Annotated in this window: 30 protein-coding genes and 3 tRNA genes; 18 read left to right on the top strand and 15 right to left on the bottom strand. The window is 66.7% G+C overall.

The genetic code is table 11. From position 1 onward, the window contains the following. Positions 1 to 140: 140 nt before the first annotated feature. Positions 141 to 482 carry a TFIIB-type zinc ribbon-containing protein gene (locus tag WA965_RS29805; RefSeq protein ID WP_526293921.1) on the bottom strand — a complete coding sequence of 114 codons (342 nt, stop codon included), beginning with the start codon at positions 480 to 482 and terminating at the stop codon, positions 141 to 143. Between the two features lie 79 nt (positions 483 to 561). Here WA965_RS29805 and WA965_RS29800 point away from each other — a divergent pair, with 79 nt between their 5' ends. Further along, a complete protein-coding gene (locus WA965_RS29800) occupies positions 562 to 993 on the top strand; it encodes a pyridoxamine 5'-phosphate oxidase family protein (protein WP_526293922.1) in 432 nt (143 codons plus the stop codon). Here the strand turns inward: WA965_RS29800 and wzm are convergent. Genes wzm through WA965_RS29780 form a run of 4 tightly spaced genes read right to left on the bottom strand, consistent with a single transcriptional unit; the run spans position 981 to position 4,035 of the window. Further along, positions 981 to 1,811: a galactan export ABC transporter permease subunit Wzm/RfbD gene (wzm, locus tag WA965_RS29795; RefSeq protein WP_526293923.1), complete on the bottom strand. Its 831-nt coding sequence runs from the start codon at positions 1,809 to 1,811 to the stop codon at positions 981 to 983. The two genes, WA965_RS29800 and wzm, sit on opposite strands and share 13 nt — an antisense overlap. Further along, positions 1,808 to 2,704, bottom strand: a complete 897-nt coding sequence (gene glfT1 / locus WA965_RS29790) for a galactofuranosyltransferase GlfT1 (protein ID WP_526293924.1) — start codon at positions 2,702 to 2,704, stop codon at positions 1,808 to 1,810. Before glfT1 ends, wzm begins: the two co-directional genes overlap by 4 nt. Further along, positions 2,697 to 3,512 carry a galactan export ABC transporter ATP-binding subunit Wzt/RfbE gene (gene wzt / locus WA965_RS29785; RefSeq protein WP_526293925.1) on the bottom strand — a complete coding sequence of 272 codons (816 nt, stop codon included), beginning with the start codon at positions 3,510 to 3,512 and terminating at the stop codon, positions 2,697 to 2,699. The genes glfT1 and wzt overlap by 8 nt, the downstream gene beginning before the upstream one ends. Positions 3,513 to 3,519: 7 nt before the next feature. Then, the gene (locus tag WA965_RS29780; protein WP_526293926.1) at positions 3,520 to 4,035 is read right to left on the bottom strand and encodes a proteasome activator; all 516 of its coding nucleotides are present in this window, start codon (positions 4,033 to 4,035) and stop codon (positions 3,520 to 3,522) included. A 356-nt stretch (positions 4,036 to 4,391) separates the two neighbouring features. On the opposite strand from WA965_RS29780, the gene WA965_RS29775 reads away from it, so the two are divergent. Further along, positions 4,392 to 5,588, top strand: coding sequence for a cysteine desulfurase-like protein (locus WA965_RS29775; RefSeq protein WP_526293927.1), 1,197 nt, complete (start codon positions 4,392 to 4,394; stop codon positions 5,586 to 5,588). A gap of 15 nt (positions 5,589 to 5,603) precedes the next feature. On the opposite strand, the gene WA965_RS29770 is transcribed toward WA965_RS29775, so the two are convergent. Beyond that, positions 5,604 to 6,578 carry an NAD(P)H-quinone oxidoreductase gene (locus WA965_RS29770; protein ID WP_526293928.1) on the bottom strand — a complete coding sequence of 325 codons (975 nt, stop codon included), beginning with the start codon at positions 6,576 to 6,578 and terminating at the stop codon, positions 5,604 to 5,606. Positions 6,579 to 6,657: 79 nt separating this feature from the next. Between WA965_RS29770 and WA965_RS29765 the strand changes: the two genes are divergently transcribed. Then, on the top strand, positions 6,658 to 7,170 hold the full coding sequence (locus WA965_RS29765; RefSeq protein WP_526293929.1) for a MarR family winged helix-turn-helix transcriptional regulator: 513 nt from the start codon (positions 6,658 to 6,660) through the stop codon (positions 7,168 to 7,170). A gap of 10 nt (positions 7,171 to 7,180) precedes the next feature. Beyond that, positions 7,181 to 7,267, top strand: a tRNA-Ser gene (locus tag WA965_RS29760). A gap of 11 nt (positions 7,268 to 7,278) precedes the next feature. Here the strand turns inward: WA965_RS29760 and WA965_RS29755 are convergent. Genes WA965_RS29755 through hisC form a run of 4 tightly spaced genes read right to left on the bottom strand, consistent with a single transcriptional unit; the run spans position 7,279 to position 10,168 of the window. Beyond that, entirely contained in the window at positions 7,279 to 8,103 is an 825-nt protein-coding gene (locus WA965_RS29755) for a crotonase/enoyl-CoA hydratase family protein (RefSeq protein ID WP_526293930.1), read from the bottom strand. Between the two features lie 26 nt (positions 8,104 to 8,129). Next, a complete protein-coding gene (locus WA965_RS29750) occupies positions 8,130 to 8,573 on the bottom strand; it encodes a hypothetical protein (RefSeq protein ID WP_526293931.1) in 444 nt (147 codons plus the stop codon). An 18-nt stretch (positions 8,574 to 8,591) separates the two neighbouring features. After that, positions 8,592 to 9,104 carry a GXWXG domain-containing protein gene (locus WA965_RS29745; RefSeq protein WP_526293932.1) on the bottom strand — a complete coding sequence of 171 codons (513 nt, stop codon included), beginning with the start codon at positions 9,102 to 9,104 and terminating at the stop codon, positions 8,592 to 8,594. After that, positions 9,101 to 10,168, bottom strand: a complete 1,068-nt coding sequence (hisC, locus tag WA965_RS29740; protein WP_526293933.1) for a histidinol-phosphate transaminase — start codon at positions 10,166 to 10,168, stop codon at positions 9,101 to 9,103. The genes WA965_RS29745 and hisC overlap by 4 nt, the downstream gene beginning before the upstream one ends. Positions 10,169 to 10,251: 83 nt before the next feature. On the opposite strand from hisC, the gene WA965_RS29735 reads away from it, so the two are divergent. Both WA965_RS29735 and WA965_RS29730 read left to right on the top strand, forming a co-directional pair. Beyond that, a tRNA-Ser gene (locus WA965_RS29735) sits at positions 10,252 to 10,340 on the top strand. Positions 10,341 to 10,392: 52 nt separating this feature from the next. Continuing rightward, a tRNA-Arg gene (locus WA965_RS29730) sits at positions 10,393 to 10,465 on the top strand. 11 nt (positions 10,466 to 10,476) lie between these two features. On the opposite strand, the gene WA965_RS29725 is transcribed toward WA965_RS29730, so the two are convergent. Continuing rightward, a complete protein-coding gene (locus WA965_RS29725; RefSeq protein ID WP_526293934.1) occupies positions 10,477 to 11,046 on the bottom strand; it encodes a TetR/AcrR family transcriptional regulator in 570 nt (189 codons plus the stop codon). 174 nt (positions 11,047 to 11,220) lie between these two features. Here WA965_RS29725 and WA965_RS29720 point away from each other — a divergent pair, with 174 nt between their 5' ends. The 6 genes from WA965_RS29720 to WA965_RS29695 all read left to right on the top strand — a co-directional run bounded on the left by WA965_RS29720 (position 11,221) and on the right by WA965_RS29695 (position 16,387). Beyond that, positions 11,221 to 12,078: a bacteriorhodopsin-like gene (locus WA965_RS29720; protein ID WP_526293935.1), complete on the top strand. Its 858-nt coding sequence runs from the start codon at positions 11,221 to 11,223 to the stop codon at positions 12,076 to 12,078. A 14-nt stretch (positions 12,079 to 12,092) separates the two neighbouring features. Next, entirely contained in the window at positions 12,093 to 13,070 is a 978-nt protein-coding gene (locus WA965_RS29715) for a beta-carotene 15,15'-dioxygenase, Brp/Blh family (protein WP_526293936.1), read from the top strand. Between the two features lie 9 nt (positions 13,071 to 13,079). Then, positions 13,080 to 13,652 (top strand): mycothiol transferase, encoded by a 573-nt coding sequence (locus WA965_RS29710; protein ID WP_526293937.1) that lies wholly within the window; start codon positions 13,080 to 13,082, stop codon positions 13,650 to 13,652. 125 nt (positions 13,653 to 13,777) lie between these two features. Then, positions 13,778 to 15,439, top strand: coding sequence for an FAD-dependent oxidoreductase (locus tag WA965_RS29705; protein ID WP_526293938.1), 1,662 nt, complete (start codon positions 13,778 to 13,780; stop codon positions 15,437 to 15,439). A 35-nt stretch (positions 15,440 to 15,474) separates the two neighbouring features. Next, positions 15,475 to 15,978, top strand: a complete 504-nt coding sequence (locus WA965_RS29700) for a metallophosphoesterase family protein (protein ID WP_526293939.1) — start codon at positions 15,475 to 15,477, stop codon at positions 15,976 to 15,978. After that, on the top strand, positions 15,971 to 16,387 hold the full coding sequence (locus tag WA965_RS29695) for an MmcQ/YjbR family DNA-binding protein (RefSeq protein WP_526293940.1): 417 nt from the start codon (positions 15,971 to 15,973) through the stop codon (positions 16,385 to 16,387). Before WA965_RS29700 ends, WA965_RS29695 begins: the two co-directional genes overlap by 8 nt. Here the strand turns inward: WA965_RS29695 and WA965_RS29690 are convergent. After that, the gene (locus WA965_RS29690; protein ID WP_526293941.1) at positions 16,384 to 16,722 is read right to left on the bottom strand and encodes a winged helix-turn-helix transcriptional regulator; all 339 of its coding nucleotides are present in this window, start codon (positions 16,720 to 16,722) and stop codon (positions 16,384 to 16,386) included. The two genes, WA965_RS29695 and WA965_RS29690, sit on opposite strands and share 4 nt — an antisense overlap. Positions 16,723 to 16,824: 102 nt before the next feature. On the opposite strand from WA965_RS29690, the gene WA965_RS29685 reads away from it, so the two are divergent. Both WA965_RS29685 and WA965_RS29680 read left to right on the top strand, forming a co-directional pair. Further along, positions 16,825 to 17,694: an NAD(P)-dependent oxidoreductase gene (locus WA965_RS29685; RefSeq protein WP_526293942.1), complete on the top strand. Its 870-nt coding sequence runs from the start codon at positions 16,825 to 16,827 to the stop codon at positions 17,692 to 17,694. Beyond that, on the top strand, positions 17,691 to 18,548 hold the full coding sequence (locus WA965_RS29680) for an NAD(P)-dependent oxidoreductase (protein WP_526293943.1): 858 nt from the start codon (positions 17,691 to 17,693) through the stop codon (positions 18,546 to 18,548). The genes WA965_RS29685 and WA965_RS29680 overlap by 4 nt, the downstream gene beginning before the upstream one ends. On the opposite strand, the gene WA965_RS29675 is transcribed toward WA965_RS29680, so the two are convergent. Continuing rightward, complete coding sequence (locus WA965_RS29675) at positions 18,517 to 19,083, bottom strand: cupin domain-containing protein (RefSeq protein ID WP_526293944.1); 567 nt, start codon at positions 19,081 to 19,083, stop codon at positions 18,517 to 18,519. The genes WA965_RS29680 and WA965_RS29675 overlap by 32 nt on opposite strands. Before the next feature lie 48 nt (positions 19,084 to 19,131). Here WA965_RS29675 and WA965_RS29670 point away from each other — a divergent pair, with 48 nt between their 5' ends. After that, entirely contained in the window at positions 19,132 to 21,009 is a 1,878-nt protein-coding gene (locus WA965_RS29670) for an alkyl/aryl-sulfatase (protein ID WP_526293945.1), read from the top strand. Between the two features lie 17 nt (positions 21,010 to 21,026). Here the strand turns inward: WA965_RS29670 and WA965_RS29665 are convergent, their stop codons facing one another. Further along, positions 21,027 to 21,800, bottom strand: a complete 774-nt coding sequence (locus tag WA965_RS29665) for an SDR family NAD(P)-dependent oxidoreductase (RefSeq protein ID WP_526293946.1) — start codon at positions 21,798 to 21,800, stop codon at positions 21,027 to 21,029. Beyond that, positions 21,793 to 22,857 (bottom strand): zinc-binding metallopeptidase family protein, encoded by a 1,065-nt coding sequence (locus WA965_RS29660; protein WP_526293947.1) that lies wholly within the window; start codon positions 22,855 to 22,857, stop codon positions 21,793 to 21,795. The genes WA965_RS29665 and WA965_RS29660 overlap by 8 nt, the downstream gene beginning before the upstream one ends. Positions 22,858 to 22,875: 18 nt before the next feature. Between WA965_RS29660 and WA965_RS29655 the strand changes: the two genes are divergently transcribed. The 3 genes from WA965_RS29655 to WA965_RS29645 all read left to right on the top strand — a co-directional run. Continuing rightward, positions 22,876 to 23,484 carry a histidine phosphatase family protein gene (locus tag WA965_RS29655; RefSeq protein WP_526293948.1) on the top strand — a complete coding sequence of 203 codons (609 nt, stop codon included), beginning with the start codon at positions 22,876 to 22,878 and terminating at the stop codon, positions 23,482 to 23,484. 9 nt (positions 23,485 to 23,493) lie between these two features. Continuing rightward, positions 23,494 to 24,513 carry a phosphotransferase family protein gene (locus WA965_RS29650; RefSeq protein ID WP_526293949.1) on the top strand — a complete coding sequence of 340 codons (1,020 nt, stop codon included), beginning with the start codon at positions 23,494 to 23,496 and terminating at the stop codon, positions 24,511 to 24,513. A gap of 92 nt (positions 24,514 to 24,605) precedes the next feature. Beyond that, the coding region (locus WA965_RS29645) for a transglutaminase-like domain-containing protein (protein ID WP_526448317.1) at positions 24,606 to 25,117 on the top strand (512 nt) is incomplete at its 3' end.

Genomic DNA, 25,117 nt, shown 5'->3' with positions numbered 1-25,117 from the left:
GCCCTGCCTGACGCGGACCCGTGGGTGGTGCTGGAGCCGTTCGCCCGGGCGGCCGTCGTCCACGCCGCCGCGTCGGGGCTCGCCCACGGCGACACCGACGAGGCCCAGCAGATGTTGCTCGCCGCGTGTGAGCGGATGGTCTAGCTGGAGAAGAACAGCCGGCCGAAGCCCTGCTTGCGGTAGTGCTTGTTGCCGCGGTGACCCCAGCCGGGTCCGTAGTTGTCGTACCCGCCGTAGCCGCCGTAACCCTGCTGCTGCGGCGGCATCGGGGGAGGTGCGGCCTGCGCGAACCGGTTCTCCATCTGCGTCAGCGACTCCAGTTCGCCGATGTCGAGGAAGATGCCGCGGCACGTGTCGCACTGTTCGAGGTGGACCCCGTTGCGCTCGTAGGTCTTCATGACGCCCGAGCACTTCGGGCACAGCAGGGTGTTTCCCGCGCCCGATGACGGCAGGGGTGGCGGCTCATATGGCGGAATGCTCATGAGTTCACAACGGGCGACACCGCGCAGAAGTGCCTTTGGACCCTACGACGGGTAGTCGCGGCCGACGACGATCGTGACCATGGACGCCACCACTGCGCCGGACGCACCGGTCACCGCGCTCACCGAGGACGAGAGCTGGAACCTGCTGGCCGGGGTTTCGCTGGGCCGGCTGGTGACGACGGTCGGCGGGTGGACCGAGATCTTTCCCGTCAACTTCGTCGTACAGCACAAGACACTGCTGTTCCGCACGGCCGAAGGGACGAAGCTGCTGACCGCTGTGCTCAACGAGCATGTGGTGTTCGAAGCCGACGACCACAATGTCCGCGAGGGGTGGAGCGTCGTGGTCCGCGGCACCGCGCACTTGCTGTCCACCTCGGCCGACATCGACGAGGCCCACCGCGCCGGTCTCTATCCGTGGGTCGCCACCGAGAAGCTGCGGTTCGTGCGCATCACACCGGAGACGTTGACCGGCCGACGGTTCGTCTTCGGTCCGGAACCTCAGACCCAGTAGGGAACCCGCGCCCGGTACTGGCGCATCGCCAGCGCGGCGAAGATCCACCCGATGATCGTCAGCGCGATCACCACCAGCCAGTGCCGCAACTCCTGCTCGGCGCCGAGCAGCGGGGCACGGACGATGTCGAGGTAGTGCAGCAGCGGGTTGAGCTCGACGATCCTGGCCCAGTCGCCCGCTCCCTGGCTGCGCAGCGTCGACTCGTTCCAGATGATCGGCGTCATGAAGAACAGCAGCTGCACCAGGCTGGCCAGCAGCGGGCCGATGTCGCGGTAGCGAGTGGCCAGAATTCCGAAACACAGTGCCACCCAGACACAATTCAGCGCGATCAGGAACAGCGCCGGGATGAATGTCAGGTCGGTCCACTGCCACGGTTTGGGGAAGATGATCGCGATGATCACGAAGATGATGATGTTGTGGGCGAACAGGATCATCTGCCGCCACACCAGTCGGTAGACATGAACCGACAGCGGCGTCGGTAGTTGTTTGATCAGGCCTTCGTTGGCGATGAACACGTCGGACCCCTCGAGGATCGACGCGTTGATCAGGTTCCAGATGATCAGGCCCAGCGTGACGTACGGAAGATGTTCGGACAGTTCGAGCTTGAACAGCACCGAGTACAGCGCGCCCATCGCGACCGCGGTGGTTCCGGTCGCGATGGTGATCCAGAACGGACCCAGCACCGAGCGCCGGTAGCGCTGCTTGATGTCCTGCCAGCCCAGGTGTAACCACAGTTCGCGCTTGCCGAAGCCGTCGACGAGGTCGCCCCACGCCCGCCGGAACGTCCTGGACTGCGCGGCGGCATCCATGATCGTCATCTGCCGAACCTCTCCCGTCGGCCCAAGCGCCGCAATCGAATCCACTCCCGCAGCCCGGCAGGATCACGTCGCGACACCACGAAGTACCAGGAGTAACGCAGATACTCCTGCAGCACCAGCTTGTGCATGCCGGGCTGAGACTGCAGGTAACCCCTGTTGCGGTAGGTGAAGTACCGCTTGGTGGGGTTGTCGGGGTACTGAGCGTGCATGCGGCCGCCCAGGATCGGCTTGAACTCGTCGCCGCCCTGGGGGTGTAGGTACACCGCGTGCAGGCAGGTGCCGAAGGGCAAACCCGATCGCAGCAGCCGTCGGTGTACTTCGGTTTCGTCGCCGCGAAAGAACAGTCGCAGGTCGGGTACGCCGGCGGCCTCGATCGTGGTGGCGCGAAACAGGGCACCGTTGAACAGGTGCGCGATGCCCGGCATCAGGTCGGGCAGTTGCGAATCCGTGCGCAACTCGCTCACCCGCCGCCGCCATTTCAGCCCGCGCCGCAGTGGGAACGCGAGTCGCTCGGGGTCGTCCAGGTCGCAGATCATCGGGGAGACCTCGGCCAGGCCGTGTCTGTCGGCGCATGCCAGCAGAGTGGCCAGCACTTCGGCATCCTGGGGGCGCCCGTCGTCGTCGGCCAGCCAGACCCAGTCCGCACCCAGGCTCAGCGCATGGAGCATGCCCAGCGCAAAACCACCTGCGCCGCCGAGGTTTCGGTGAGATCCCAGGTAGGTCGTCGGAATCGGTTGGCCCTCGACCAGATCACGCACGCGGTCGTCGTGATCGTTGTCCACGACGATCAGGTGGTCGGGTCGTCTGCTCTGCGACGAGACCGCGTCGAGTGACTTGGCGAGTTCGTCGGGGCGGCGGTGGGTGACGACCACCGTAACGATCTGCTCACTCATGCGTGTGTGCTGTCTCTTCCAGAACCTCGCGCACGTGTCTGGCGGCGTCTTCGCCCTCGTAGGCCCGCACCACGTCCTCGATCTCGCCCGACATCCTCACGGTGCCGTGGTCGATCCACATCGCGGTATTGCACAACCGGGCCAGGAACTCGTTGGAGTGGCTGGCGAAGACGAGGATGCCGGAGCGCTCCACAAGGGCCGCCAACCGGGTCTGGGCCTTTTTCAGGAAGTCGGCGTCCACCGCGCCGATGCCCTCGTCGAGCAGCAGGATCTCCGGGTCGATACTGGTCACCACGCCCATCGCCAGCCGGACCCGCATGCCGGTCGAATAGGTGCGCAACGGCATCGACAGGTAGTCGCCGAGTTCGGTGAACTCGGCGATCTCGTCGATCTTGGCCATCATCTGCTTGCGGGTCTGTCCGAGGAACAGACCGCGGATGATGATGTTCTCGAACCCGGAGATCTCCGGGTCCATCCCGACTCCCAGATCGAACACCGGCGCGACGCGGCCCTGGACTGTCGCCACGCCCCTGGTCGGTTCGTAGATGCCCGACAGCAGGCGCAGCAGCGTCGACTTGCCGGCACCGTTGTGTCCGACCAGGCCGACCCGGTCGCCCATCTTGAGCGACAGGGTGATGTCGCGCAACGCCTCGATGACGACGACGTTGGAGTCGTTGCGTCCGATCGCGCCGCCCGCCTTCCCGAGGAAGGCCTTCTTCAGCGAGCGCGACTTGGCGTCGAAGATCGGGAACTCCACCCACGCATTGCGGGTGTCGATCCGTGGTTCTGACGGTTCAGGACTGGCCACCCCGGTCTCACAGATACTGACCGGTGCCGGGGTGCCCGGGACCACCTCGTTGCCCCGGCACGGCCACACCGGGAGGCAATGCACCCTGGCGCATCTGCTCGAGCTGCTGGCGGGCTGCCATCTGTTGGGCGAACAGCGCCGTCTGGATGCCGTGGAAGAGCCCCTCGAGCCAGCCGACCAGCTGGGCCTGGGCGATCCGTAGCTCGGCATCGGAGGGAACCGTGTCCTCGGTGAAGGGCAGCGTCAGCCGCTCCAGTTCGTCGCGCAGTTCGGGGGCCAGCCCCTCCTCCAGCTCGCTGATGCTGGTGCGGTGGATGTCGCGCAGCCGGCCGCGGCTGGCGTCGTCCAGCGGAGCCGCCCGCACCTCCTCCAGCAGCTGCTTGATCATCGTGCCGATCCGCATCACCTTTGCGGGCTGTTCGACGAGGTCGGTCAACGACTTGCCGTCGCCCCGGTCGACGTCCATCGCATCCGGACCGTCGGCGATGATCTCGATGTTGTCGTCGTCGGTATTGCTTGTCATGTCCCTAGAGTGCCCCAGCATCGCTTTCCGGCTGCGGCTGGGCCACGCACCGGTGGTGGGCGCGGCCCGTGCCGTCGTCTCAGATCTTCTCCCACGACGACGATTTGTCCAGGGACCCCGGCCACCGTGTCCCGATCCGCAAACCCCGCTACATGGTGCGACGATTGCCGCGCCCGCTGCCAGCAACGATGCTGCAAGTAGGACTCCGAGCCCGCGGCGCACTGGACTAGTATTGCTGCGCAGATGACCCGTTCCGGTTGGGCGCGGGCAGCAAGACGCAAGGTCGGACGTTCGTCGAATCGGTCTGTATTCGGGCTGGTGAGGCGGAATTCACTGACGCACTAAGGTGGGCTGACATGGCATACGACGTCGCCCGGGTGCGGGGATTGCACCCGTCGTTGGGCGATGGCTGGGTTCATATGGACGCCCAGCACGGCATGCTGCTGCCGGATTCGGTCAGCCGCGCGGTGTCCACCGCATTCCGCGGTTCGATGCCCGACGCATCCGGTCCGCACCCCTCCGCGAGGCGCAGCGCGGCGGTGCTCTCCGCCGCCCGGCAGGCGGTGGCCGACCTGGTCAATGCGGATCCGGCCGGGGTGGTTCTGGGCGCCGATCGTGCGGTGCTGCTGACGTCGCTGGCCGACGCCGCGTCGGGTCGGGTGGGCCTCGGCTACGAGGTGGTGGTGACCCGCCTCGACGACGAGGCCAACATCGCGCCGTGGCTGCGCGCGTCGAACCGATACGGCGCCAAGGTGAAGTGGGCCGAGGTCGACATCGAGACCGGCGAGCTGCCGCCCTGGCAGTGGGAGGGCTTGATCACCCGCCCCACCCGATTGGTCGCGATCACCTCTGCCTCTTCGACTTTGGGCACGGTGACCGAGCTGGGCGAGGTCACCAAGCTGGTGCACGAGGTCGGCGGACTGGTCGTCGTCGACCACTCGGCCGCGGCGCCGTACCGGCTCGTCGACATCAACGAGATCGACGCCGACGTCATCGCGGTCAATGCCCTGGCGTGGGGCGGACCGCCGATCGGTGCGCTGGCCTTCCGCGACCCCTCGATCATCGACGCCTTCGGGTCGGTGTCGCTGGACCCCGACGCCACCGGGCCGGCGCGGTTGGAGCTCGGGTCACATCAGTTCGGGATGCTCGCGGGCGTGGTGGCCAGCATCGAATACCTTGCGAACCTGGACGATTCGGCACAGGGAAGCCGGCGTGAGCGGCTGTCGGTGTCGATGCAGTCGTCGGAGGCGTACCTGGGCGGGCTGTTCGACTACCTGCTGACGTCGTTGCGGTCGCTGCCGACGGTGATGGTGCTCGGCAGCCCCGAGGTGCGGATCCCGGTGCTGAGTTTTGCGATCGACAAGGTGCCTGCCGAACGCGTCGTGCAGCGCCTTGCGGACAACGGCGTGCTGGCGATGGCGAACGCCAGCTCACGTGTTCTGGACCTGATCGGCGTCGACGACATCGGCGGCGCGGTGACCGTCGGACTGGCGCATTACAGCACCATCGCCGAGGTGGACCAGTTGGTGCGCGCGTTGGCGTCGCTCGGCTGACGCCGTCCCCCAGCGCTAATCGCCAATGCGCAGAAGCACTTTGCCTGACACATCACCCGATGCCAGCAACTCGTGGGCGGCTTGGGCTTCGGCGATCGGGAACTCGGCCCCGATCACCGGCCGGACCAGGCCGTCGGCCACCATCGGCCAGACGTCGTCGACCACCCGGGCCACGATGTCGCTCTTGCCGCCCGGGCCCTCGACCGGGCGGGCGCGCAGCGCGGTCGCGATGACGCCGCCGCGTTTGGCCAGCAGCTTCGCGATGTTCAGCTCTGCCTTGGCCCCGCCCTGCATGCCGATGATGACCAGCCGCCCGTCATTGGCCAGTGCGTCGACGTTGCGGTCCAGGTAGGCCGCCCCCATGATGTCGAGGATGACGTCGGCTCCACCTGCGCTGCGGACCACGTCGACGAAGTCCTCGTTGCGGTAGTCGACGGTGATCTCGGCGCCCAGTTCCGCACACAGGTCGAGTTTGTTGCGCGAGCCCGCGGTGACGGCGACCCGGCAGTTCAGTGCGCGGGCGACCTGGATGGCGTGGGTGCCGATGCCGCTGGCGCCGCCGTGGACGAGCAGAAGGTGCGACGCGCGCAGCCCGGCGGTCATCACCAGATTCGACCAGACAGTGCAGGCGACCTCGGGGAGCGCGGCGGCGTGTGGCAGCTCGACACCGTCGGGTAGAGGCATCACCTGACCTGCGGGAACGGCCACATATTCGGCGTAGCCGCCGCCTGCCAGCAAAGCGCAGACCTGTTGCCCCGCAGACCACCGGGTGACGTGGTCTCCGACCGCCTCGATGGTGCCCGACACTTCCAGGCCGATGATCTCGCTGGCACCGGGAGGGGGTGGATACTTGCCTGCGGCTTGCATCAGGTCGGCGCGGTTCACGCCCGCGGCGGCAACCTTGATGAGGACCTCGCCGGCGGCCGGCGCCACGTCCTGGACGGATTGCCAGACGAGTCTGTCGGGGGATTCGGCCACGATCGCACGCATTCGGACAACGCTACTACGCTGGGGAAACGCGTCGCGCTTTCGACCTCCGGCCACGGTGCCGCGGCACTATCATGTGCAGATGGAGGGGATCATAGGGGGGCGCACGGCGAGCGAAACGCCGGGCTTGGACATCGCTGAACAACGCGCGTGGCTGAACTTTCTCGACGCCGCGCTGAGAATGTACGCGACCATGAATCGGTCGCTGATCGACGAACACGGTCTGACGCTCAACGACGTGCGACTGCTCGATCTTCTGGCCAGATCGCCCAACGGGGCGGCCCGAATGGGTGATCTCGCCGAAGCTCTGCTGTCGCTGCCCAGTCGGGTGACGCGCCAGATCCACCGACTGGAGAAGCAGGGACTCGTCACGCGGGGGGCCAGTCCCGACGACGGCCGCGGTGTCGTCGCCAGCATCACCTCCGAGGGCAGGGAGGCCCTCGGAACGGCGATGCAAACCTACGGCGTGGCGGTACGCACCCACTTCCTCGACAAGCTGTCGCGGCCGCAGGTGTCGGCGATGGGGGAGAACTGCCGGCGGATCAGTGTGGGGCTGAAGTCCGGGGCGCCGTCGGCCAAGATCGGTCGCGTTTAGACTGTCCCGCGGTGGCGTGGCAGAGCGGCCTAATGCACTCGCCTTGAAAGCGAGAGTCGGCTAACACCGACCGGGGGTTCAAATCCCTCCGCCACCGCTGTCGTCGCGTCACTCACCGGTGAAGTCGGGCGCGCGCTTCTCGAACATCGCGGTGATGCCCTCGGTCAGGTCCCGGGACGGCAGGAACGCCGAGTTCCACGCCGCGACGTAGCGCAGGCTGGCCGACACGTCTGCGGTCCGCTGCTCGTCGAGCACGTCCTTGATTCCCTGCACCACCAGCGGTGGGTTCGCGGCGATCTCTGCCGCGGTGGCGCGCGCGGCGGCCAGCGACGACTCGGCGTCGGGGTACACGTCGTTGACCAGTCCGATCTTCTCGGCGCGTGCTGAATCTATGTCCTTGCCCGTCAACGCCAGTTCGCGCAGATGGCCGTCGGACAGCATCAGTGGCAGCCGGGCCAGCGAGCCGACATCGGCGACGATGGCGAGCTTGACCTCGCGCACCGAGAACTTCGCGTCCGCGCTCGCGTAACGGATGTCGACCGCGGAGATCAGGTCGACGCCGCCGCCGATGCACCAGCCGTGGACGGACGCGATGGTCGGGGTGCGGCAGTCCGCGACCGCGGTGATGGACTGCTGCATGACCTTCAGTCGCGCATGGAAGTCCGCCCGCGGCTTGGCCAGCGCACCGTCGGCCAGCATCGGTGAGAGCGTGTCACCCATCGCGATGAGGTCGAGGCCGTAGCTGAAGTTGCGGCCCGACCCGGTCAGGACGATCGCCCGCACTTCGGGGTCGGCGTCCAACTCGGCGAAGACCACCGGAAGCTCGGCCCAGAACGCCGGACCCATCGCATTGCCCTTGCCGGGGCCGATCAACGTCACCTGTGCGATTCGGTCGGCGATATCGACGGTCACCGATTCGTATGAGCTGCTCATGGAGCAAAAGGCTAGCCGGGGCTCTGCTAGCCGCCCATCAGGACCTCGCTGACGGTGGCCGTCGGCAGGAACTGGCAGGCTGCGTCAGCGAGGATCTGCCCGACGAACTCGCCGTCGGGACCCAGCGGGTTGGCCTCCTGGGCGAGGATCTCCCGGACCACCGCCACCCGGGTGGCCTCGTCGAGCGCGCTGAACTCCTCGCACGTCATCTCGAGCGCGTTCGCCGGAGCGGGAACCTCGGGGACGTCGGTGTTTCGGGTCGGCAGCGGGATGTTCGGGATCTGGATGTCCGGTAGGCCCGGGATGGACGGCGTACGGCCCCCGGTCGTCGGCGGCGAGGTCAGCGGCGGACCCGGTTCCGTCGTCTGGGCGACGACACCTTCGGTGGTCTGCTGGCATCCGGTGGCCACGCCGAGAACGATTCCCACACCGACCACGGTGGCTGCCGCCACCCGTACGCGCGTGCTCATCCTGGCCACGATATGCGGCTAGCTCCGTTCGAGGTAAAAGTACAGGTGACGGGGTGTGCCCGACGAGGTGTCCAGCGCACCCTTGCCGTTCATCAGGCCGATCACCGTGTTGGCGTCGACCACCTTGAAGTGATCGTGCACCGGCTTACCGTCGTAGACCATCGAGGCGACCATCTCGCCGCGGAACTCCTCCATCCACAGGCTGGCTTCGCCGTTCATCGCCTCAGTGTTGGAGAACTTGTTGCCGTCGGCATCGATGCAGACGAGCGGCTTGGCGTCGGCCGCGGAGTGGAACGTCTTGCCGAACCAGTTCAGCCGTTTCATGAACCCGTTGGCCTTGTGCCCGGTCTGGAACTCGCCGCCCTTCCACTCGCCGATCATGAAGTCGATCGTGGCCGGAGCCAGCTTCTCCCAGAATTCGTCGAGTTCGGCGTCGGTGATCTGACCGGTGCGGCCCTTGAGTTCGACGAAGGTGTCGCGTGCAGTGTGTGTCACGGGCGGGCCGAGCGGGGTGGGTGGTGTCGCGGTCATCGGTGCGTCTCCTGGTCGGTGATCCAGCCCCTGGCGAAGTCGAGGAAGGCATCGTTCTCGTCGGGGGCGGCCACGGTCACCCGCACACCGTCCTCCCCGTACGGACGCACGATGATGCGGCTGTTCGCGGCGTCCCCGGCGAACTGCTGGGCCCGGCCGACCAGCGGCAGCCACACGAAGTTGGCCTGCGAGGGCGGCACCTCGTAACCGGCCTCGCGCAGGGCCGCGGCGACCCGGGTGCGTTCGGCGACGACGGCGTCGGTGCGCACCATCAACTCGTCGGCGGCATCAAGGCAGGCGATCGCGGCAGACTGGGAGACGCTCGTGGCGGTGAAGGGCACGTACACCTTGGACAGCGCGGTGATGATGTCCGGATCGCCGACGGCGTAGCCGATGCGCAGTCCGGCCAACCCGTATGCCTTCGAGAAAGTGCGCAGCACAACAACATTCGCATGGGTCCGCACCAACCCGAAACTGTCGGGCACCAGGTCGTCGCGGATGTACTCGATGTAGGCCTCGTCGAGCACCACCAGGATGTGCGGCGGCACCGCCTCGACGAACCGGCTGAGCGCCTCGGGGTCGACGACCGTGCTGGTCGGGTTGTTCGGGTTGCATACGAAGATCAACCGGGTCCGCTCGGTGATCGCGGCGAGCATCGCGTCCAGGTCGAAGGTGTGATCACGCAGTGGCACCTGTACCGGGGTGGCGCCGGCGGTGCGAACCTGCAGCGGGTAGATCTCGAAACTGCGCCAGCCGAAGAGCACCTCGTCGCCGACGGTCGAGGTGATCTGGATCAGTTGCTGGCACAGGCTGACCGAGCCGCAGCCGACGGAGATGTTCTCGGGTGCGAAGTTCACATGCTTGGCCAGGCGCTCTTTGAGCTCGACGTAGCCGTTGTCGGGATAGCGGTTGATGCCGTCGATCGCCTGTGCGATCGCCGCCCGCACACTGGGCAGCGGGCCGTCGACGGTCTCGTTGCTCGCGATCTTGATCGCGCCCGGCACCGTCTTGCCCGGCGTGTAGGCAGGGATGTCGGCGAGTTCGGGGCGCAGGCGGACGGACACCCGAACAGTTTAGGGCCCGGTCGGATCTGCTTTGCCTCCCGCGGCGGCCCCTGTGTACTCTCATCCAGCGGCGGTAAACGTCGGGAGGCGTGCCAGAGCGGCCGAATGGGACTCACTGCTAATGAGTTGTCCGTCTTAAAGCGGACCGGAGGTTCAAATCCTCTCGCCTCCGCGTATGACAGCTCGTCGGCTCGCCGGCGTCGAGAACTGAATAGCTTCACCCAGCGCCCGTAGCTCAACGGATAGAGCATCTGACTACGGATCAGAAGGTTAGGGGTTCGAATCCCTTCGGGCGCACCCAGCTTGGCTCACGACGGTCGGCTCAGGATCACGTCGACCGCCGCTTCGATGACGTCGTCGTCAGGGACGGTGCCGAACATCAGCGACGGGCACGCGACCACCCCGGCGAGCATCGAGATGGCCGCCTCCAGTGATGCGCCCTCGAAGGACGCCGCGAGCATGCTGCGGATCGGTTGCTGGGCTCGTGTGTTGAGCGTGTCTCGGATCTCACTCATCGTCTCGACCGTCGCCCACTGGGCCATTGCCGACAGTATTCGGTCGAGGTGAAGTTCGACCACCGCCTTGCGGAACATCTTCAGCTCCCCGATCAAGTCGCTGCGCAGATCGCCGGTCGGTGCCTGGTGTGGCATTTCGCCGAGGGAATCCAGCGCGGTCACGAAGAGATCGAATCGGGTGGGCCAGTGAGCGTAGAGCGTCGTTTTCGAGTACCCGGCGATCTCGGCGATGCGTGCGTGCGTGAGTGAGTCGGAACCCTCCCGAGTCAACAAGTCCAGCGCGGTCCGTCCCACGTCGGCGCGGGTCCGCGTGACCCGAGAGTCGGTGATCGGCTCGGGCCTGTCGATGTTGCCGGGTGTCATGTGCGTGCGTCACCTCCCGTGGTCGGTGCGACGCGCTGGAAGCCGCTGTCGCCAGCCACAAAGTTAGCCGATGAACAAGTTGTCCAAAAACGTAATTAACGGACACTAGTGAACTAGTCGTTCATTACTGTACGGTCGGTTCTGTCCCCTCCGCTCCATTCTCAAAGGTGAGAAATGATTCCTGAAGAACTGACCCAGGGCCAATTCGACACGGTCTACAACCTTCTGTCACTGACGATCGCGGCGCAGTTGTTCGGTGCGATCTTCCTTCTCGCGGTCCAGCCGAGGGTGCTGGCCCGCTACCGCCAGGCACTCGTGATCTCCGCGATCGTCTGCGGGATAGCCGCCTACCACTACTTCCGTATCTTCGAGTCGTTCAAGGCGGCGTTCGTGACGGATGCGCAGGGTGGCCGTGGAGTGTATGTCCAGGCAGCCGGCGAATCGTTCAACGAGGGATACCGCTACGTGGACTGGTTGCTCACAGTGCCGCTGCTGCTGACCGAGCTCATCGTCGTCCTGGCGCTGGCCCGTAAACTGCAGAACTCGTTGCTCTACCGGCTGATTCCGGCGTCGGCGCTGATGATCGTTCTCGGCTACCCCGGTGAGATCAGCTCTGACAACGGCATCCGCAACATCTTCGGGCTGCTGTCCACCCTCCCGTTCCTTTACATCCTGTACGTGTTGTTCGTCGAGTTGACCCGCTCGCTCGACCGTCAGCCCGCCGCCGTGCGCACCACCGTGAGTCGGATGCGAATCCTGCTGCTGGCGACCTGGGGTGTCTACCCGATCGCGTACATCATTCCGCTCCTCGGATTCGACGGCGCGTTCGCATGGGTGGCCAAGCAGGGCGGTTACTCCATCGCCGACATCCTGGCCAAGGTGCTCTACGGCCTGTTGATCTACAAGATCGCGAGGCTTAAGTCGTTCTCTGACGATGCCGAGTTCGCGGTCCTGGGGAACCACTCCGAGGACGGGCCCGTCGTCGCCAAGACGAACGGCAAGAAGGCGCCGACCCCGGCGCCTACGGCCTAGATTCTCACGCCGCCGTGACCCCTGGCGCACTGCCGATCGCAGTGGCCTGGTCGCGATGGCTGGTGATCGGCACCGTGCTGGTGGCGGGTGCTCCCCTTGTCGGCGCACCCGCCATCAGCGCGCCTGTTTCCTATGTCATCGTCGGATTCGCACTGGTGGCCGGAGTTCCGCACGGAGCCGTCGACCACCTGATGACGACCCGATTGGCAGGTGGCACACCACTTCTGGTTGTTGCCTCCGTGTACGCGGGGGTGGCGGTCGCGGCGTGGGCGCTGCTGCGGTGGGCGGGTCTGGCAGCTGTGGTCGTGGTCGTGGTGCTCAGTGCGGTGCATTTCGGCCTCGGGGAGCTCGAGGTGGCGCGCCAGGTCACCGGTTGGCAGCCCGGTCGTCTGCCTGCCGGAGCGATTGTCATTGCGGGCTCCGGCGCACTGGTACTTCCGCTGGCCCGCTCCGGTGATCAGCTCGAAGCCGTGGCGACGGCTGTCTCGCCAGATCTCGCGTGGTTCATCGGCTCCGCACCGGTTCAGATCGCACTCATGCTCACATGGTGTGGCGCAGCGGTTGTCGCAGTGGCCTACTCGCTCGTGTCGGGTAATCCCGCGGTAGCGCTCGATATCGTGCTCATCGGTGCGCTGGGGATGGTGGCACCGCCGTTGGTCGCGTTCGCCGTGTGGTTCGGCGGATGGCATGCAGTCCGCCACACAGCGCGGATGCTCACCGTCGAGCCGGGTTGCGCGGCTCTGCTGGCCACCGGACGACGACGAGCCGCGGTCCAGCGTTTCGTCCGGCTGGCTGCGTTGCCGTCGGCCGCGGCACTGGCAGCCGTCGCTGCCCTGGGCTGGTTCACCGCGGCAGCACCAGACCCTACGATCGCCGTGGCCGAAGTGCTCCGCCTGTTGCTCGCGCTCACCGTCCCACACATGGCCGTCGTGCTGTGGCTCGACCGAAAAGCCGCTTCCGGCAGGGTGCAGATTCTTCCGGGCGCACCCTAACGTTGTCCCATGGCCGACAGCGACACTCCCTGGGAACCGCCGCTCGCAGGCAGCGAGGTCGAGCACCTCGTGGGTGCGCTCGAGCGGCTGCGCACCACGTTCTTGTGGAAGGCCGACGGCCTGGACGCGGCCGGTCTGCAGGCGCGCACAGGCGCTTCGGGGCTGACGCTCGGCGGGTTGCTCAAACATCTGGCGTTCAACGAGGACTTCCTGTTCACCCGCAAGCTCACCGGCGACCCGGTCGGGCAGCCGTGGGATGCGCTGTGGGACGACACCGAGGACTGGGAGTTCACCTCGGCGGCAGCGGACACACCAGAGCAGCTGTATGCCGTCTGGCATGACGCGGTGCACCGTTCGCGGACCCGGCTGGCCGCGGCCCTGGCGCGCGGTGGACTCGACCAGATCGTGGCGGTCAGCGACGAGCAGGGAAACCACGCCAACCTGCGCCGGCTGCTGTGCGATCTCATCGAGGAGTACGGCCGACACACCGGGCACGCCGATCTGCTGCGGGAGGCCGTGGACGGCCGGGTCGGTGAGGACCCGCCGCCGGGTTGGCGCCCGGTGTCGCGCAAGTCGACGTAAAGCGTTCTCGCCCAACGACTCCACCGCTCGCCCTGTCTTCATACAGATCGACGCACGTCACCGTCCGCTAGCATCGCAGCAAGAGCGCGCACTGATCGATGCAATTGGACGGGCTGGCGGCCGCTGTGAGCGAAGTTCTCGGCGTGAACAACGCCTACCCGACGCTGGACGCGCAGCAGGTACAGCAGATCCGCCGCTACGGCACCCGAGAGTCGGTCGCGGTGGGCGACCTGCTGTTCGAGCCGGGTCAGGCGTACTACGACTTCTTCTATCTCGAGAGCGCCACCGTCGAGGTGGTCGGTTCGGCGGTTTCCGGCGGCGAGGTGCTCATCGCCACCGATGGTCCGGGGCGTTTTCTCGGCGAGTTGAACATGCTGACCGGGCAGGAGACTGTGCTCGCAGCCCGGGTCATCGTGGCGGGAGAGGTGGTGCGGGTTCCCGCGGCCCGTTTCCGCGAGCTGATGGACCGGGAAGTCGAACTGTCGGATGTGATATTTCGCGCTCTGCTCGCGCGGCGGCACATGATGCTCAGCGGGGCCGCGACAGAGAGTGTGCAGCTGATCGGCAGTGGGCTGTCGGGCGACACGTTGGCCATCCGCAGGTGGCTGGCCCGTTGCGAGATCCCCTACACCTGGAATGACGTCGAAACCGACGACGCCGAATCGATGTTGGCGTCCCATGGCTTCACGTCGGCGGATCTGCCGGTACTGGTGACCCCGACCCGCACGGTGCGCGCCGCGACAGCCGCGACGGTCTCGCAAGCCCTCGGGATGGCAGGGTCGATTCGCAGCGATGCCAGCACCCGGGTGTGTGATGTCGTCATCGTGGGCGGAGGGCCGGCGGGTCTGGCGAGCGCGGTATATGCCGCCTCCGAGGGCCTCGACACGGTCTTGCTCGAGGCGACCACGATCGGCGGCCAGGCCGCCGCCAGTTCGCGCATCGAGAACTATCTGGGGTTCACCTCGGGCATCTCCGGCGCCGACCTCACCGGCCGCGCGATGATCCAGTCGCAGAAATTCGGTGCCGAACTGCTGAGTCCGGCCGCTGCGGTGGGGATCGTCGACGACGGTCCGCATCTGGCAGTCGAACTGGCCGAGGGTGCGGTGATGAAAACCCGCACGATCGTGATCGCCACCGGCGCGGCCTACAGCACCCTGCCTCTGCCGAGGTGGCGTGAGTTCGAAGGTGCGGGGATTTTCTACGCCGCCACCCAACTGGAGGTCGCTGCCTGCGGCGCTGATCCGGTCGCCGTCGTCGGCGGTGCCAATTCTGCCGGACAAGCCGCATTGCACCTGGCCGCCAACGGCTCTCGCGTCGACCTGATCGTGCGTGGCAACACCTTACGCAAGGACATGTCGAGTTACCTCGCCGACCGGATCGACGAACATCCGGCGATCACGACGCGACTGTGCAGCGAGGTGACAGCGCTCCATGGAGACACATACCTCGAGGCGATCTCGATCACCGACAGTTCCGGACGCGAACTCGCGCCGCAACCGTGCCGCGGGCTGTTCTGCTTCATCGGTGCACGACCCGCAACCCAGTGGTGTGGTGGCGTCGCTCTGGATGCCAAAGGGTTCATCCTCACCGACTCGGCGCTGCCCGATGCCGTACTGAGCGGCGGTACGTGGCAGTCACTGAGCCGGCGGCCGCGCCCGTTCGAGACGTCGCTTCCCGGCGTGTTCGCGGTGGGTGACGTGCACGCCGGTTCGATGAAGCGGGTGGCCGCCGCGGTGGGCGAGGGTGCCAGCGCGGTTCGCTCCATTCATCAGACGCTCGCACGCTGACGTTCACCTCGGCCGGACCTCCTAATGTGGAGGATGTGCGCCTGCTGCTGATCGCTGACACACATGTTCCTACGAGGGCGCGCGATCTGCCCGCCGCCGTCTGGGACGAGGTGGCGGCCGCGGACGTGGTGATCCACGCCGGTGACTGGATGGCACCGGCCCTGCTCGACGCGCTGGAGGAGCGGGCCCGGCGGCTGGTCGCGTGCTGGGGCAACAACGACGGCGACGAGCTGCGGCGCCGACTGCCAGAGCGCGCTGACGTCGAGCTGGGCGGTCTGCGATTCACCGTGACGCACGAGACGGGTGCGTCGGCCGGGCGCGACGAACGGATGGCGAAGTTGTATCGCGACACCGACGTGCTGGTGTTCGGCCACAGCCACATCCCATGGGATGGAACCGCGAAATCTGGCCTGCGACTGCTGAATCCGGGTTCACCGACCGACCGCCGCCGTCAGCCGCACTGCACGTACATGACCGCCACGGTGGCGGACGGCGAGCTGACCGACGTCGAACTGCATCGGGTGGAACGTGATGCGTGACCGACCCGCCACCGAGGCCGACGTCCACGAGATCGCGGCGTCCATGCCGCACGTGAACCGTGTCGAGGGACCGAGGGCTGGTAACTCGATCTACCAGGTCGGCGGCAAGTCGTTCGTGTTCTTCCGTACGCCGCGTCCGGATGCCGTCGATCCCGACACCGGCGAGAAGTACCCGGACGTCATCGTGATCTGGGTGGAATCCGAGGCCGACAAGCGCGCGCTGGTACAGGATCCGGAGTCACCGTTCTTCAGCACCGCGCACTTCGACGGGCACCTGTCGGTGTTGGTGCGTGCCAGCAGGCTCGGCGAGGTCGGTGTCAGCGAACTGCGGGAACTGATTCAGGACGCATGGCTCGCCCAGGCCTCGAAGCGACGCGCGGAACGCTGGCTGGCCGAACAGGCGGACTAACCGGCGTCGGCCGCGCAGATCAGATCGATGTGGTTTTCGGCCCAGGTGCCCAGCGGCTCGAGCGCCTGCAGGAGTTCTCTGCCGGCGGGGGTCATCGAGTACTCGACCCGCGGCGGCACCTCGTGGTAGCTCTCGCGGTGCACCACGCCATGGCGCTGCAACTCCTTGAGGTGCTGGGTGAGCATCTTCTGGGAGATGCCGGTCAGATTGCGATGCAGCATGTTGAATCGCACGGGCCCTTCGCTGAGCTCCCACAGGATCAGCGGTTTCCACTTGCCGTCCACGACGGCCATCGCCGCGTCGAGGCCGCATGTGTACTTTCCCAATGCCGCCACTGAGTCCTCCCTGCACGTCGAGCTCAATAGTTCCCTTTTGGTAAGTACCCCCCCTAATAGTGGGTACTTGTCGGAAAGTTTCCGTCCGGCCACGATCGTGCCATGACTTCAGTGACTTTCGTAGGGACGGGCGAGATGGGCTCGTCGCTCGCTCGCGCCACTGTCAGAGCCGGTCACCGCACCACCGTCTGGAATCGTTCTGCCGCAAGGGCGCAACCGTTGGCAGCCGACGGGGCGACGGTCGCGGACACCGTCAGCGCCGCAGTCTCCGCCGCCGATCTCGTCGTCGTGTGCCTGCTCGACCACGCGTCGGTGCACGACGTGCTCGATCCGGTGGCAGGAGATCTCAGCGGACGGCAGGTGGTCAACCTGACCACGACGGCACCCGATGGTGCGCGCGAACTCGCACAGTGGGCCGACGCCGTAGGGGTCGGCTACCTGGACGGTGGCATCATGGCGACGCCGGAAATGATCGGCACCACCGCGTCGACGCTGTTGTACAGCGGCTCGCGCGACGTGTTCGACGCGCACCGTGGGCTACTCCAAGAGTGGGGAACCGCAGAGTATTTCGGCACGGACGCGGGCATGGCCTCGTTGTATGACCTCGCTCTGCTGGCTGGCATGTACGCGATGTTCGCGGGTTTCTTCCACGGTGCGGCGATGGTGGGGCCGGCAGGGGTGTCCGCCACCGAGTTCGCTGCTCGCGCGGTGCCGTGGCTGCAGGCGCTGGCGCCCTCGATCACCGACTACGCGCAGATCATCGACGGCGGGGACTACTCGGTGCCTGGGCAGCAGAGCCTGCTGTTCTCCGACCTCGCCGACATCGTCGAGGCGAGCCGCGCCCAGGGAATCGACACCGGACTCATCGATTCCATGCAGCGGCTGATCCGTCGCCAGGTCGAGTCCGGCCACGGTGCCGATGGCTTCGCCCGCATCATCGAGAGCATCCGCAACCCTGAGGAGGCGGCATGACCACGGTGACTGTCCTGGGTCTCGGCCCGATGGGTCAGGCTCTCGCAGGTGCGTTGCTCGACGCAGGCCATCAGGTGACAGTGTGGAATCGCACGGAATCCAAAGCCGCACAAGCGTTGGCCCGGGGCGCCCAGTGGGCGTCGGATCCTGCTCACGCCGTCGCCGCGAGCGAGATCACGCTGATCAACGTCGTCGACCACGATGCGGTCGACAGCGTGGTGGCGCAAGCCGGCGGGGCTGCCGCCGGGCGGGTACTGATCGGACTGAGTTCCGACACCCCCGACCGCGTGCGCCGGACGGCTGCCCTGGTGGAGCGGGCCGGCGGCCGATACCTCGACGGCGCGATCATGACACCGACGGAGGTCGTGGGAACCGCGGACTCCAGCGTGCTCTTCGCCGGACCCGAGGACGTGTTCGACGCGTACCGGGACGTCCTCGGTGCGCTGGGCCGGACCACCTGGTTGGCGGAGGATCCTGGCCGTGCCGCCGCCTTCGACATGGCCCTGCTGGACATATTCTGGACAGCGATGGGCGGATTCCTCCATGCGGTGAAAACTGCTGGAATGCAGGAAATTTCACCTGAGCAACTGTTGCCTCACGCCTTGGGGATCGTCGATATCCTGCCGGCGATCTTCACGGAATTGGCCGAGCGTGTCGGCGCCGACAGGCACGGAAACAGCAGCGCACCGGTGTCCTCGACCGCGGCGTCGCTGGGACATCTGGTGGCGAACTCGCAATCGGCCGGTGTCGACGCGGGTGTGTTGCAGGCTCTGAAGCGCTACGCCGACGACGTGGTCGCCGACGGGCACGGGACCGACGAAGTCAGCCGGCTGGTGGCGGCGATGGGCGGCTGACATTGTCGTGGGCAGCCCCGCACACGAACAGTGCCAGTCGGGCCGGCGTGTCCCCCGGATTCTTCCAGCGGTGCCTGGTGCCGTTCTGGACGACGGTGTCTCCCGGGTGCAGCGTCACCTCGGCGCCGTCGTCGAGTTCGAGCACCACGGTGCCCTCCAGTACGACTTCGAAGTCGATGGTGTCGGTGGTGTGCATGCCGGGGTCGTCGAGTTCCATGTAGGCGAGCAGGCCGGGGAGTTTCTGCTCCCCGTCGGCCACCGCATCTTCGGTGCTGAGGTCGTCTGTCCTGGCCTCTGCGGTGCCCGGCGGCAGCGTGAACATCGAGAACCGGAATCCGCCGACCGGCGGAAAGTAGGTGTGCCAGTTCGGCATCGAGCCGTCGTCGGGGAAGCGGGGGGTTTCGTCACCGCCCCACAACAGGGTGAATTCGGAGCCGGGCAGCAGCACCGGTCTGCGCGGCGCGACGGCCTCGTCGCTGACGAACACGGACTTGCCGGACGCATCGTGTCCGGTGACCACTCGGCGTACATCCATATCGTCAGTCAACCATCGGGGGCAGGGGCTGCGTGGCAATCTGGATACATGGACAACAAGCCGCCCTCAGCCATCATTGAAGCTGCCCACCGTGAGCAACTGAGCGCCCTGCCGTTCGACGACACCCGCGATTTCGAGGATGCCGACCGAGGTTTCATCGCCGCCCGACAGCCGTGTGTGATCACCGCGGCCGACGGGCGCGTGGTGTGGGACAACGACGCGTACGACTTCCTGTCCGGGGACGCGCCGACCAGTGTGCACCCCAGCCTGTGGCGGCAGTCGGCCCTGGTCGCCAAGCAGGGGCTCTACGAAGTCGTCGAGGGCATCTACCAGGTGCGTGGTTTCGATCTGTCGAACATCACCTTCGTCGAGGGCGACACCGGGATCATCGTGATCGACCCGCTGGTGTCCACCGAGACCGCCGCCGCGGCGCTGGCGCTCTACCGCGAACACCGCGGCGACCGGGCGGTCGTCGCCGTCATATACACCCACAGCCATGTCGACCACTTCGGCGGAGTGCTCGGGGTGACGACGCAGGCCGACGTCGACGCCGGCAGGGTCGCGGTGTTGGCTCCCGAAGGATTCCTCGAGCACGCGGTGCAGGAGAACGTCTACGCGGGAACGGCGATGGCGCGTCGTGCGGGCTACATGTACGGCGCCGTCCTCGACCGCGGGGTGAAAGGGCAGGTGGGCTGCGGGCTCGGACAGACCCCGTCGACGGGCGAGGTGGCCATCATCGTGCCGACCGTCGACGTCCGCGAGACCGGCGAGAAACACACTCTCGACGGTGTGGAGATCGAGTTCCAGATGGCGCCGGGCACCGAAGCGCCCGCCGAGATGCACTTCTACTTCCCGCGCTATCGCGCGCTGTGCATGGCGGAGAACGCGACACACAACCTGCACAACCTGCTGACGCTGCGCGGCGCCCTGGTGCGCGACCCGCACGGCTGGGCCGGTTACCTCACCGAGGCCATCGACACCTTCGTCGACCGCGCCGACGTGGTGTTCGCCTCCCATCACTGGCCCACCTGGGGCAAGGACAGGATCGTCGAATTCCTCTCGCTGCAAAGGGATCTGTACTCCTACCTGCACGACCAGACGCTGCGGCAGCTCAACCAGGGGTTCACCGGGATCGAGATCGCCGAGGACTTCGTGATGCCGCCGGCGCTGGAACGGGCCTGGCATGCCCACGGGTACTACGGGTCGGTCAGCCACAACGTCAAAGCGGTCTACCAGCGCTACATGGGTTGGTTCGACGGCAACCCGGCGCGGCTGTGGCCGCACCCGCCCGAAGCCATCGGCCCGCGCTATGTGGCGGCGATGGGCGGTGTCGACCGAGTTGTCGAGATCGCCCAGTCGGAGTTTGACGAAGGCGATTTCCGTTGGGCGGCAACACTTCTCGATCACGCGATCTTCACCGACGAGAACCACGCGGGGGCTCGGCAGTTGTATGCCGACACCCTCGAACAGCTTGCGTACGGGTCCGAGACCGCGACCTGGCGCAACTTCTTCCTCGCCGGCGCCACCGAGTTGCGCGATGGCAACTTCGGTACCCCGACGCAGACTTCGTCCACGTCGATGGCGTCCCAGTTGTCGCCCGAGCAGATGTTCGATGTGCTCGCGATCAGCGTGAACGGCCCGCGCGCCTGGGATCTCGACCTCGCCGTCGACATCACGTTCCTCGATGCCGCCACCAACTACCGGCTCACGCTGCGCAACGGTGTGCTGGTCTACCGCAAGGTGCCCGCCGATGCGGCGACCGCTCAGGCGACGCTGAACCTGGCGAGCAAGCTGCGTCTGCTCACGCTTGCGGCGGGGGACAGCACCTCTCCCGGACTCGAGATCTCAGGCGATGCCGCGGTTCTCGAGTCGTTGGTCGGGGCGCTGGACAAACCTGATCCCGGGTTCAACATCGTCACGCCCTAGACCCCCGCGGGCTGGGATCAGGGAATCCCGCCGTCGGCGCGCAGGATGGAGCCCGTGGTGAAACTCGACGCGGCGGACATCAGAAACAATGCGGCACCGACGATTTCGCGGGGATCGCCCGCCCGCTGAAGCGCACTGTGTGCAAATGGGTTGGCCGACTCCTCGAAGTTCCATGCCTTGCTGACATCGGTGAGGAACGGCCCCGGCATCAACGTGTTCACCCGGACGGTCGGCCCGAATGCCAACGCCAGGCCCTCGGTCATCGCGTTCAGGCCGGCCTTGGACGCCGCGTAGGGCAGGAACGACGGGTGGGGCCGCAGTGAGCCGTGAGTGCTGACGTTGATGATCGTTCCGCCGCCGGCGGCCACCATCCGTTCCCCGACAAGCGCCGCTAATCGGAAGGGGCCCTTCAGGTTCAGGTTCATCACCGCGTCGAACAGCTTCTCGGTGACGTCGGTGAGCTTGTCGTAGACCGGTGACATGCCGGCGTTGTTGACCAGCACGTCGACCCGCCCGAACCGGTCGTAGCAGGCGTCGACCAACCCGTCGAGTTCGTCCCAGTGCCCGACGTGCACCTGGTACGGAAACGCCGTCCGCCCAGTTGCCGCGCTGATCTCCTCGGCGGTGGCCACGCAGGCGTCGTACTTCCGGCTCGCCACGATGACATCGGCGCCGCTGTGTGCCGCCGCAAAAGCCATCTCGCGGCCAAGTCCGCGACTGCCACCGGTGACCAGCACCACCCGGTCGGTGAGGTCGAACAGCTTGTCCGCGTATGACTTCTCGCTAACCATGCGTCGACTCCCGGACCACCCGGTGCACGAATCCGAGCTTGGCCACCACGGGTGGGGGAATCGTGAAGGGATACAACGGATTCTTGCCCATCGCGGTGTTCACCCGGTTGAAGAACAGTGAGATCCACTGCCAGTCGTAGAGCAGTCGCTCGACGGGCACCTCGTCGTAGGACGCCAACGGCGCCGCGTCACGAGGCGCCGCGAACCGGACTCGGTCGGCGTGCAGCACCATCCCCGCTTCCCGGCTGGTGTCGATGGTGTCGGTGATGTGCAGGTAGTGCGCGAAGCACTCCGCGAAGTCCTCCCACGGGTGCATGGTGGCGTACTCGGAGATGAAGTCGCGGTGCCAGTCCTCCGGTGCGCCGAACCGGTAGTGGCGGTCGATCGCCTCGCTGTAGCCGGCCCGTTCGTCTCCGAAGAGTCGCCTGCAGTCGTCGAGATATCTGTCGGCGCCGGGGCCGTTCTCGACAAGAACGTTCTGGTAGTAGTGGCCCACCTCGTGGCGGAAGTGGCCGAGCATGGTGCGGTAGGGCTCGCCGAGGCGCACCCGCAAGGACTCCCGGTAGGCGTCGAGCGACTCGACGAGGTCGATCGTGATGACGCCGTTCGCGTGGCCGATCGTCACCCGCTGTCCCTCGCTGTAACTGGACAGCAGGTCGAACGCCAGGCCGCCATCACGTCGCCAGAACGGCTCCACCGGCAGGCCGATGTCGGTGAGTTGGTACACCAACCGGCGCAGCGCTGCAGCCGTCGGCACCAGCTTCTCCCGGGCCAGGGTGTCCGCCGCGTCGGGTTCACGGCGGATCAACGAATCCGACAGACACCGCCCGCGCTGATAGGCGTCGCTCTCCTCTTCGGGCACCAGCCAGTTGCACCCCAGCGTCGTGTGTTGGGTGCACAGGATCCACCGCCGGCCGTCGACGCGGGCGGCACCGTTGTCGAGCGCCAACATCTCCTTCGTCGGCAGATGCAGACCCACCGCCGATCCGCAGGCTGCACAGTGATCCGCCTCGAACGCCGTGAAGGCGTTGCACACGGGACAGGCGAAGGCGCGCATTGGCCATATGGTGTCACGGTGCAATTGCTTATGGTCCGACATGCGCTGCCGTTGCGGAGCGAACCCGGGCAGGGCTCTGACCCTCGCCTGTCCGCCGAAGGGAAAGACCAGGCGGCGAGACTGCCGGAAGCGCTCAGCCGGTTCCCCGTCCGGCGCGTGCTGAGCAGCCCTCAGGTCAGGGCGATCGAGACCGCTCAGCCGCTGGCCGACGCGTTGGGTATCGGGGTGGAGGTCGACGACCGACTCGCCGAGTACGACCGCGACATGGCCCATTACATTCCGGTGGAACAGATCGCCGCCGAGAACCCGGCCGAGATGGAGCGGCTGATCAACGGCCGGCTGCCCAGCGGTGTCGACGAAGCCGAGTTCCTGGGGCGTGTCAGGGCGGCCGTCGACGATCTGGTCGCCGGCACCGACCACGACGACACCGTGGCGGTCTTCAGCCACGGTGGCGTGATCAACGTGCTGCTGCACCAGATCCTGGGAACCGAGCGGCTGCTGTCGTTCAACGTCGACTATGCCTCGGTGACACGGTTGCTGTCGTCGCGCACCGGCCGGCTGTGGGTGGCGGCGGTCAACGGCACCGAACACGTATGGGACCTCCTCCCCCGGAATCAGCGGTGGTAGACAAGTCCCGTGACTGACCTCGATGGCCTCGATCTGACCGCCCTCGATCGACACCTGCGCGACGCCGGGATACCGCGCACAGGGGAGCTGCGTGCGGAGCTGGTCTCCGGCGGCCGGTCGAACCTGACGTTCCTGGTGTCCGACGACGCGTCCCAGTGGGTGCTGCGCCGCCCGCCCCTGCACGGGCTCACCCCATCCGCGCACGACATGGCGCGCGAGTACCGCGTGGTCGCGGCGCTGGCCGACACCGCCGTCCCCGTCGCCCGGGCGGTCACGATGCGCAACGACGACACCGTTCTCGGCGCGCCGTTCCAGATGGTGGCCTACGTACCGGGCAACGTGGTGCGCTACACCGAGCAACTCGAGGCGCTCGGGGACCGGGCCACCATCGAATCCTGCGTGGACTCACTGATCACGGTGCTCGCCGACCTACACGCGGTGGACCCCGACGCGGTCGGCCTCGGCGACTTCGGAAAGCCCAGTGGTTACCTCGAGCGCCAGGTGCGCCGCTGGGGTTCGCAGTGGGACCTCGTCAAGCGGGACGACGACCCCTGCGACAACGACGTCCGCGCTCTGCACACAAAGCTGACGCAGGCTATTCCCCCGCAGAGCCGCACCGCGATCGTGCACGGGGACTACCGCATCGACAACACCATCCTCGACGCCGACGACCCGACCAAGGTGATCGCCGTGCTCGACTGGGAGATGTCCACCCTCGGTGACCCGCTCAGCGACGCCGCCCTGATGTGTGTGTACCGGCACCCGACGTTTCACCTCGTGCACGCCGACGCCGCATGGGCCTCCGAATTGATCCCGCCGGCCGACGAGCTCGCCGAGAAGTATTCGCGTGCTGCCGGTCAATCCCTGGATCACTGGGACTTCTACATGGCGCTGGCTTACTTCAAGCTCGCCATCATCGGGGCGGGCATCGCCTACCGCGCCAGGGAGAGCGGCGTCACCGACGATACGGATAAGGTTGCAGAGGCTGTCGCACCGCTGATCGCCGCGGGTCTGACCGAACTGTCCTGACGTTTCGCCCGTGGTCCTCGGGGGTAGAGATGCGCGTGGCCCGAAGAAGCGCCGTGAGAATTTTTCCGAGGACGAGAAGAAGGCGAGCGGCCATGAAGCGTGATGTCGGTGCAGAGTTGGACGTGGCGATCACCGCCCCGACCACCCTGGAATTCCAGATCGCGGTGGCCCCGCAGCCGGGCGCCGAAGTCACCGAGTCGCTGACATTCGTCTTGGACGGCAAGGAGATTCCGCCGGCCGACATCCGGGAGATCGCGGGCGACCACGGCAACCGGATCCACACCTTCGAGGCCCCGGTCGGCAACCTGACGGTGAGTTATTCGGCGACCGTCGTCGGTGAGGCCGACCCGGCACCGCTGCGCGACATCGACATGTCGACATACCTGCGGCCCAGCCGGTACGCCGAGGCCGACAAGTTCTACGGCTTCGCCGCCACCGAGTTCGGTGAGTTCGCCGACTCGGCCACCCTGCTGGAGAAGGTGTCGTCGTGGGTCGGCACCCGGCTCAGCTACGTACCCGGCTCGAGCGACCCGATCGACGGCGCCGCCGACACGGTGCTGGCCGGCGCGGGCGTGTGCCGCGACTATGCGCACCTCGTCGTCGC

The organism is Mycobacterium sp. (assembly GCF_049683935.1).
GTDB lineage: Bacteria > Actinomycetota > Actinomycetes > Mycobacteriales > Mycobacteriaceae > Mycobacterium.
This window is presented reverse-complemented; position numbering and strand designations above follow the sequence as displayed.

Coding starts and splice junctions, on each gene's coding strand:
- WA965_RS29805 (WP_526293921.1), bottom strand. CDS start 482: ATGAGCATTCCGCCATATGAGCCGCCACCCCTGCCGTCATCGGGCGCG.
- WA965_RS29695 (WP_526293940.1), top strand. CDS start 15,971: ATGCGTGACCGACCCGCCACCGAGGCCGACGTCCACGAGATCGCGGCG.
- WA965_RS29780 (WP_526293926.1), bottom strand. CDS start 4,035: ATGACAAGCAATACCGACGACGACAACATCGAGATCATCGCCGACGGT.
- WA965_RS29720 (WP_526293935.1), top strand. CDS start 11,221: ATGATTCCTGAAGAACTGACCCAGGGCCAATTCGACACGGTCTACAAC.
- WA965_RS29675 (WP_526293944.1), bottom strand. CDS start 19,083: ATGGATGTACGCCGAGTGGTCACCGGACACGATGCGTCCGGCAAGTCC.
- glfT1 (WP_526293924.1), bottom strand. CDS start 2,704: ATGAGTGAGCAGATCGTTACGGTGGTCGTCACCCACCGCCGCCCCGAC.
- WA965_RS29660 (WP_526293947.1), bottom strand. CDS start 22,857: ATGCGCGCCTTCGCCTGTCCCGTGTGCAACGCCTTCACGGCGTTCGAG.
- WA965_RS29775 (WP_526293927.1), top strand. CDS start 4,392: ATGGCATACGACGTCGCCCGGGTGCGGGGATTGCACCCGTCGTTGGGC.
- WA965_RS29755 (WP_526293930.1), bottom strand. CDS start 8,103: ATGAGCAGCTCATACGAATCGGTGACCGTCGATATCGCCGACCGAATC.
- WA965_RS29800 (WP_526293922.1), top strand. CDS start 562: ATGGACGCCACCACTGCGCCGGACGCACCGGTCACCGCGCTCACCGAG.
- WA965_RS29665 (WP_526293946.1), bottom strand. CDS start 21,800: ATGGTTAGCGAGAAGTCATACGCGGACAAGCTGTTCGACCTCACCGAC.
- WA965_RS29765 (WP_526293929.1), top strand. CDS start 6,658: ATGGAGGGGATCATAGGGGGGCGCACGGCGAGCGAAACGCCGGGCTTG.
- wzm (WP_526293923.1), bottom strand. CDS start 1,811: ATGACGATCATGGATGCCGCCGCGCAGTCCAGGACGTTCCGGCGGGCG.
- WA965_RS29745 (WP_526293932.1), bottom strand. CDS start 9,104: ATGACCGCGACACCACCCACCCCGCTCGGCCCGCCCGTGACACACACT.
- WA965_RS29750 (WP_526293931.1), bottom strand. CDS start 8,573: ATGAGCACGCGCGTACGGGTGGCGGCAGCCACCGTGGTCGGTGTGGGA.
- WA965_RS29725 (WP_526293934.1), bottom strand. CDS start 11,046: ATGACACCCGGCAACATCGACAGGCCCGAGCCGATCACCGACTCTCGG.
- WA965_RS29685 (WP_526293942.1), top strand. CDS start 16,825: ATGACTTCAGTGACTTTCGTAGGGACGGGCGAGATGGGCTCGTCGCTC.
- WA965_RS29670 (WP_526293945.1), top strand. CDS start 19,132: ATGGACAACAAGCCGCCCTCAGCCATCATTGAAGCTGCCCACCGTGAG.
- WA965_RS29770 (WP_526293928.1), bottom strand. CDS start 6,578: ATGCGTGCGATCGTGGCCGAATCCCCCGACAGACTCGTCTGGCAATCC.
- WA965_RS29680 (WP_526293943.1), top strand. CDS start 17,691: ATGACCACGGTGACTGTCCTGGGTCTCGGCCCGATGGGTCAGGCTCTC.
- WA965_RS29710 (WP_526293937.1), top strand. CDS start 13,080: ATGGCCGACAGCGACACTCCCTGGGAACCGCCGCTCGCAGGCAGCGAG.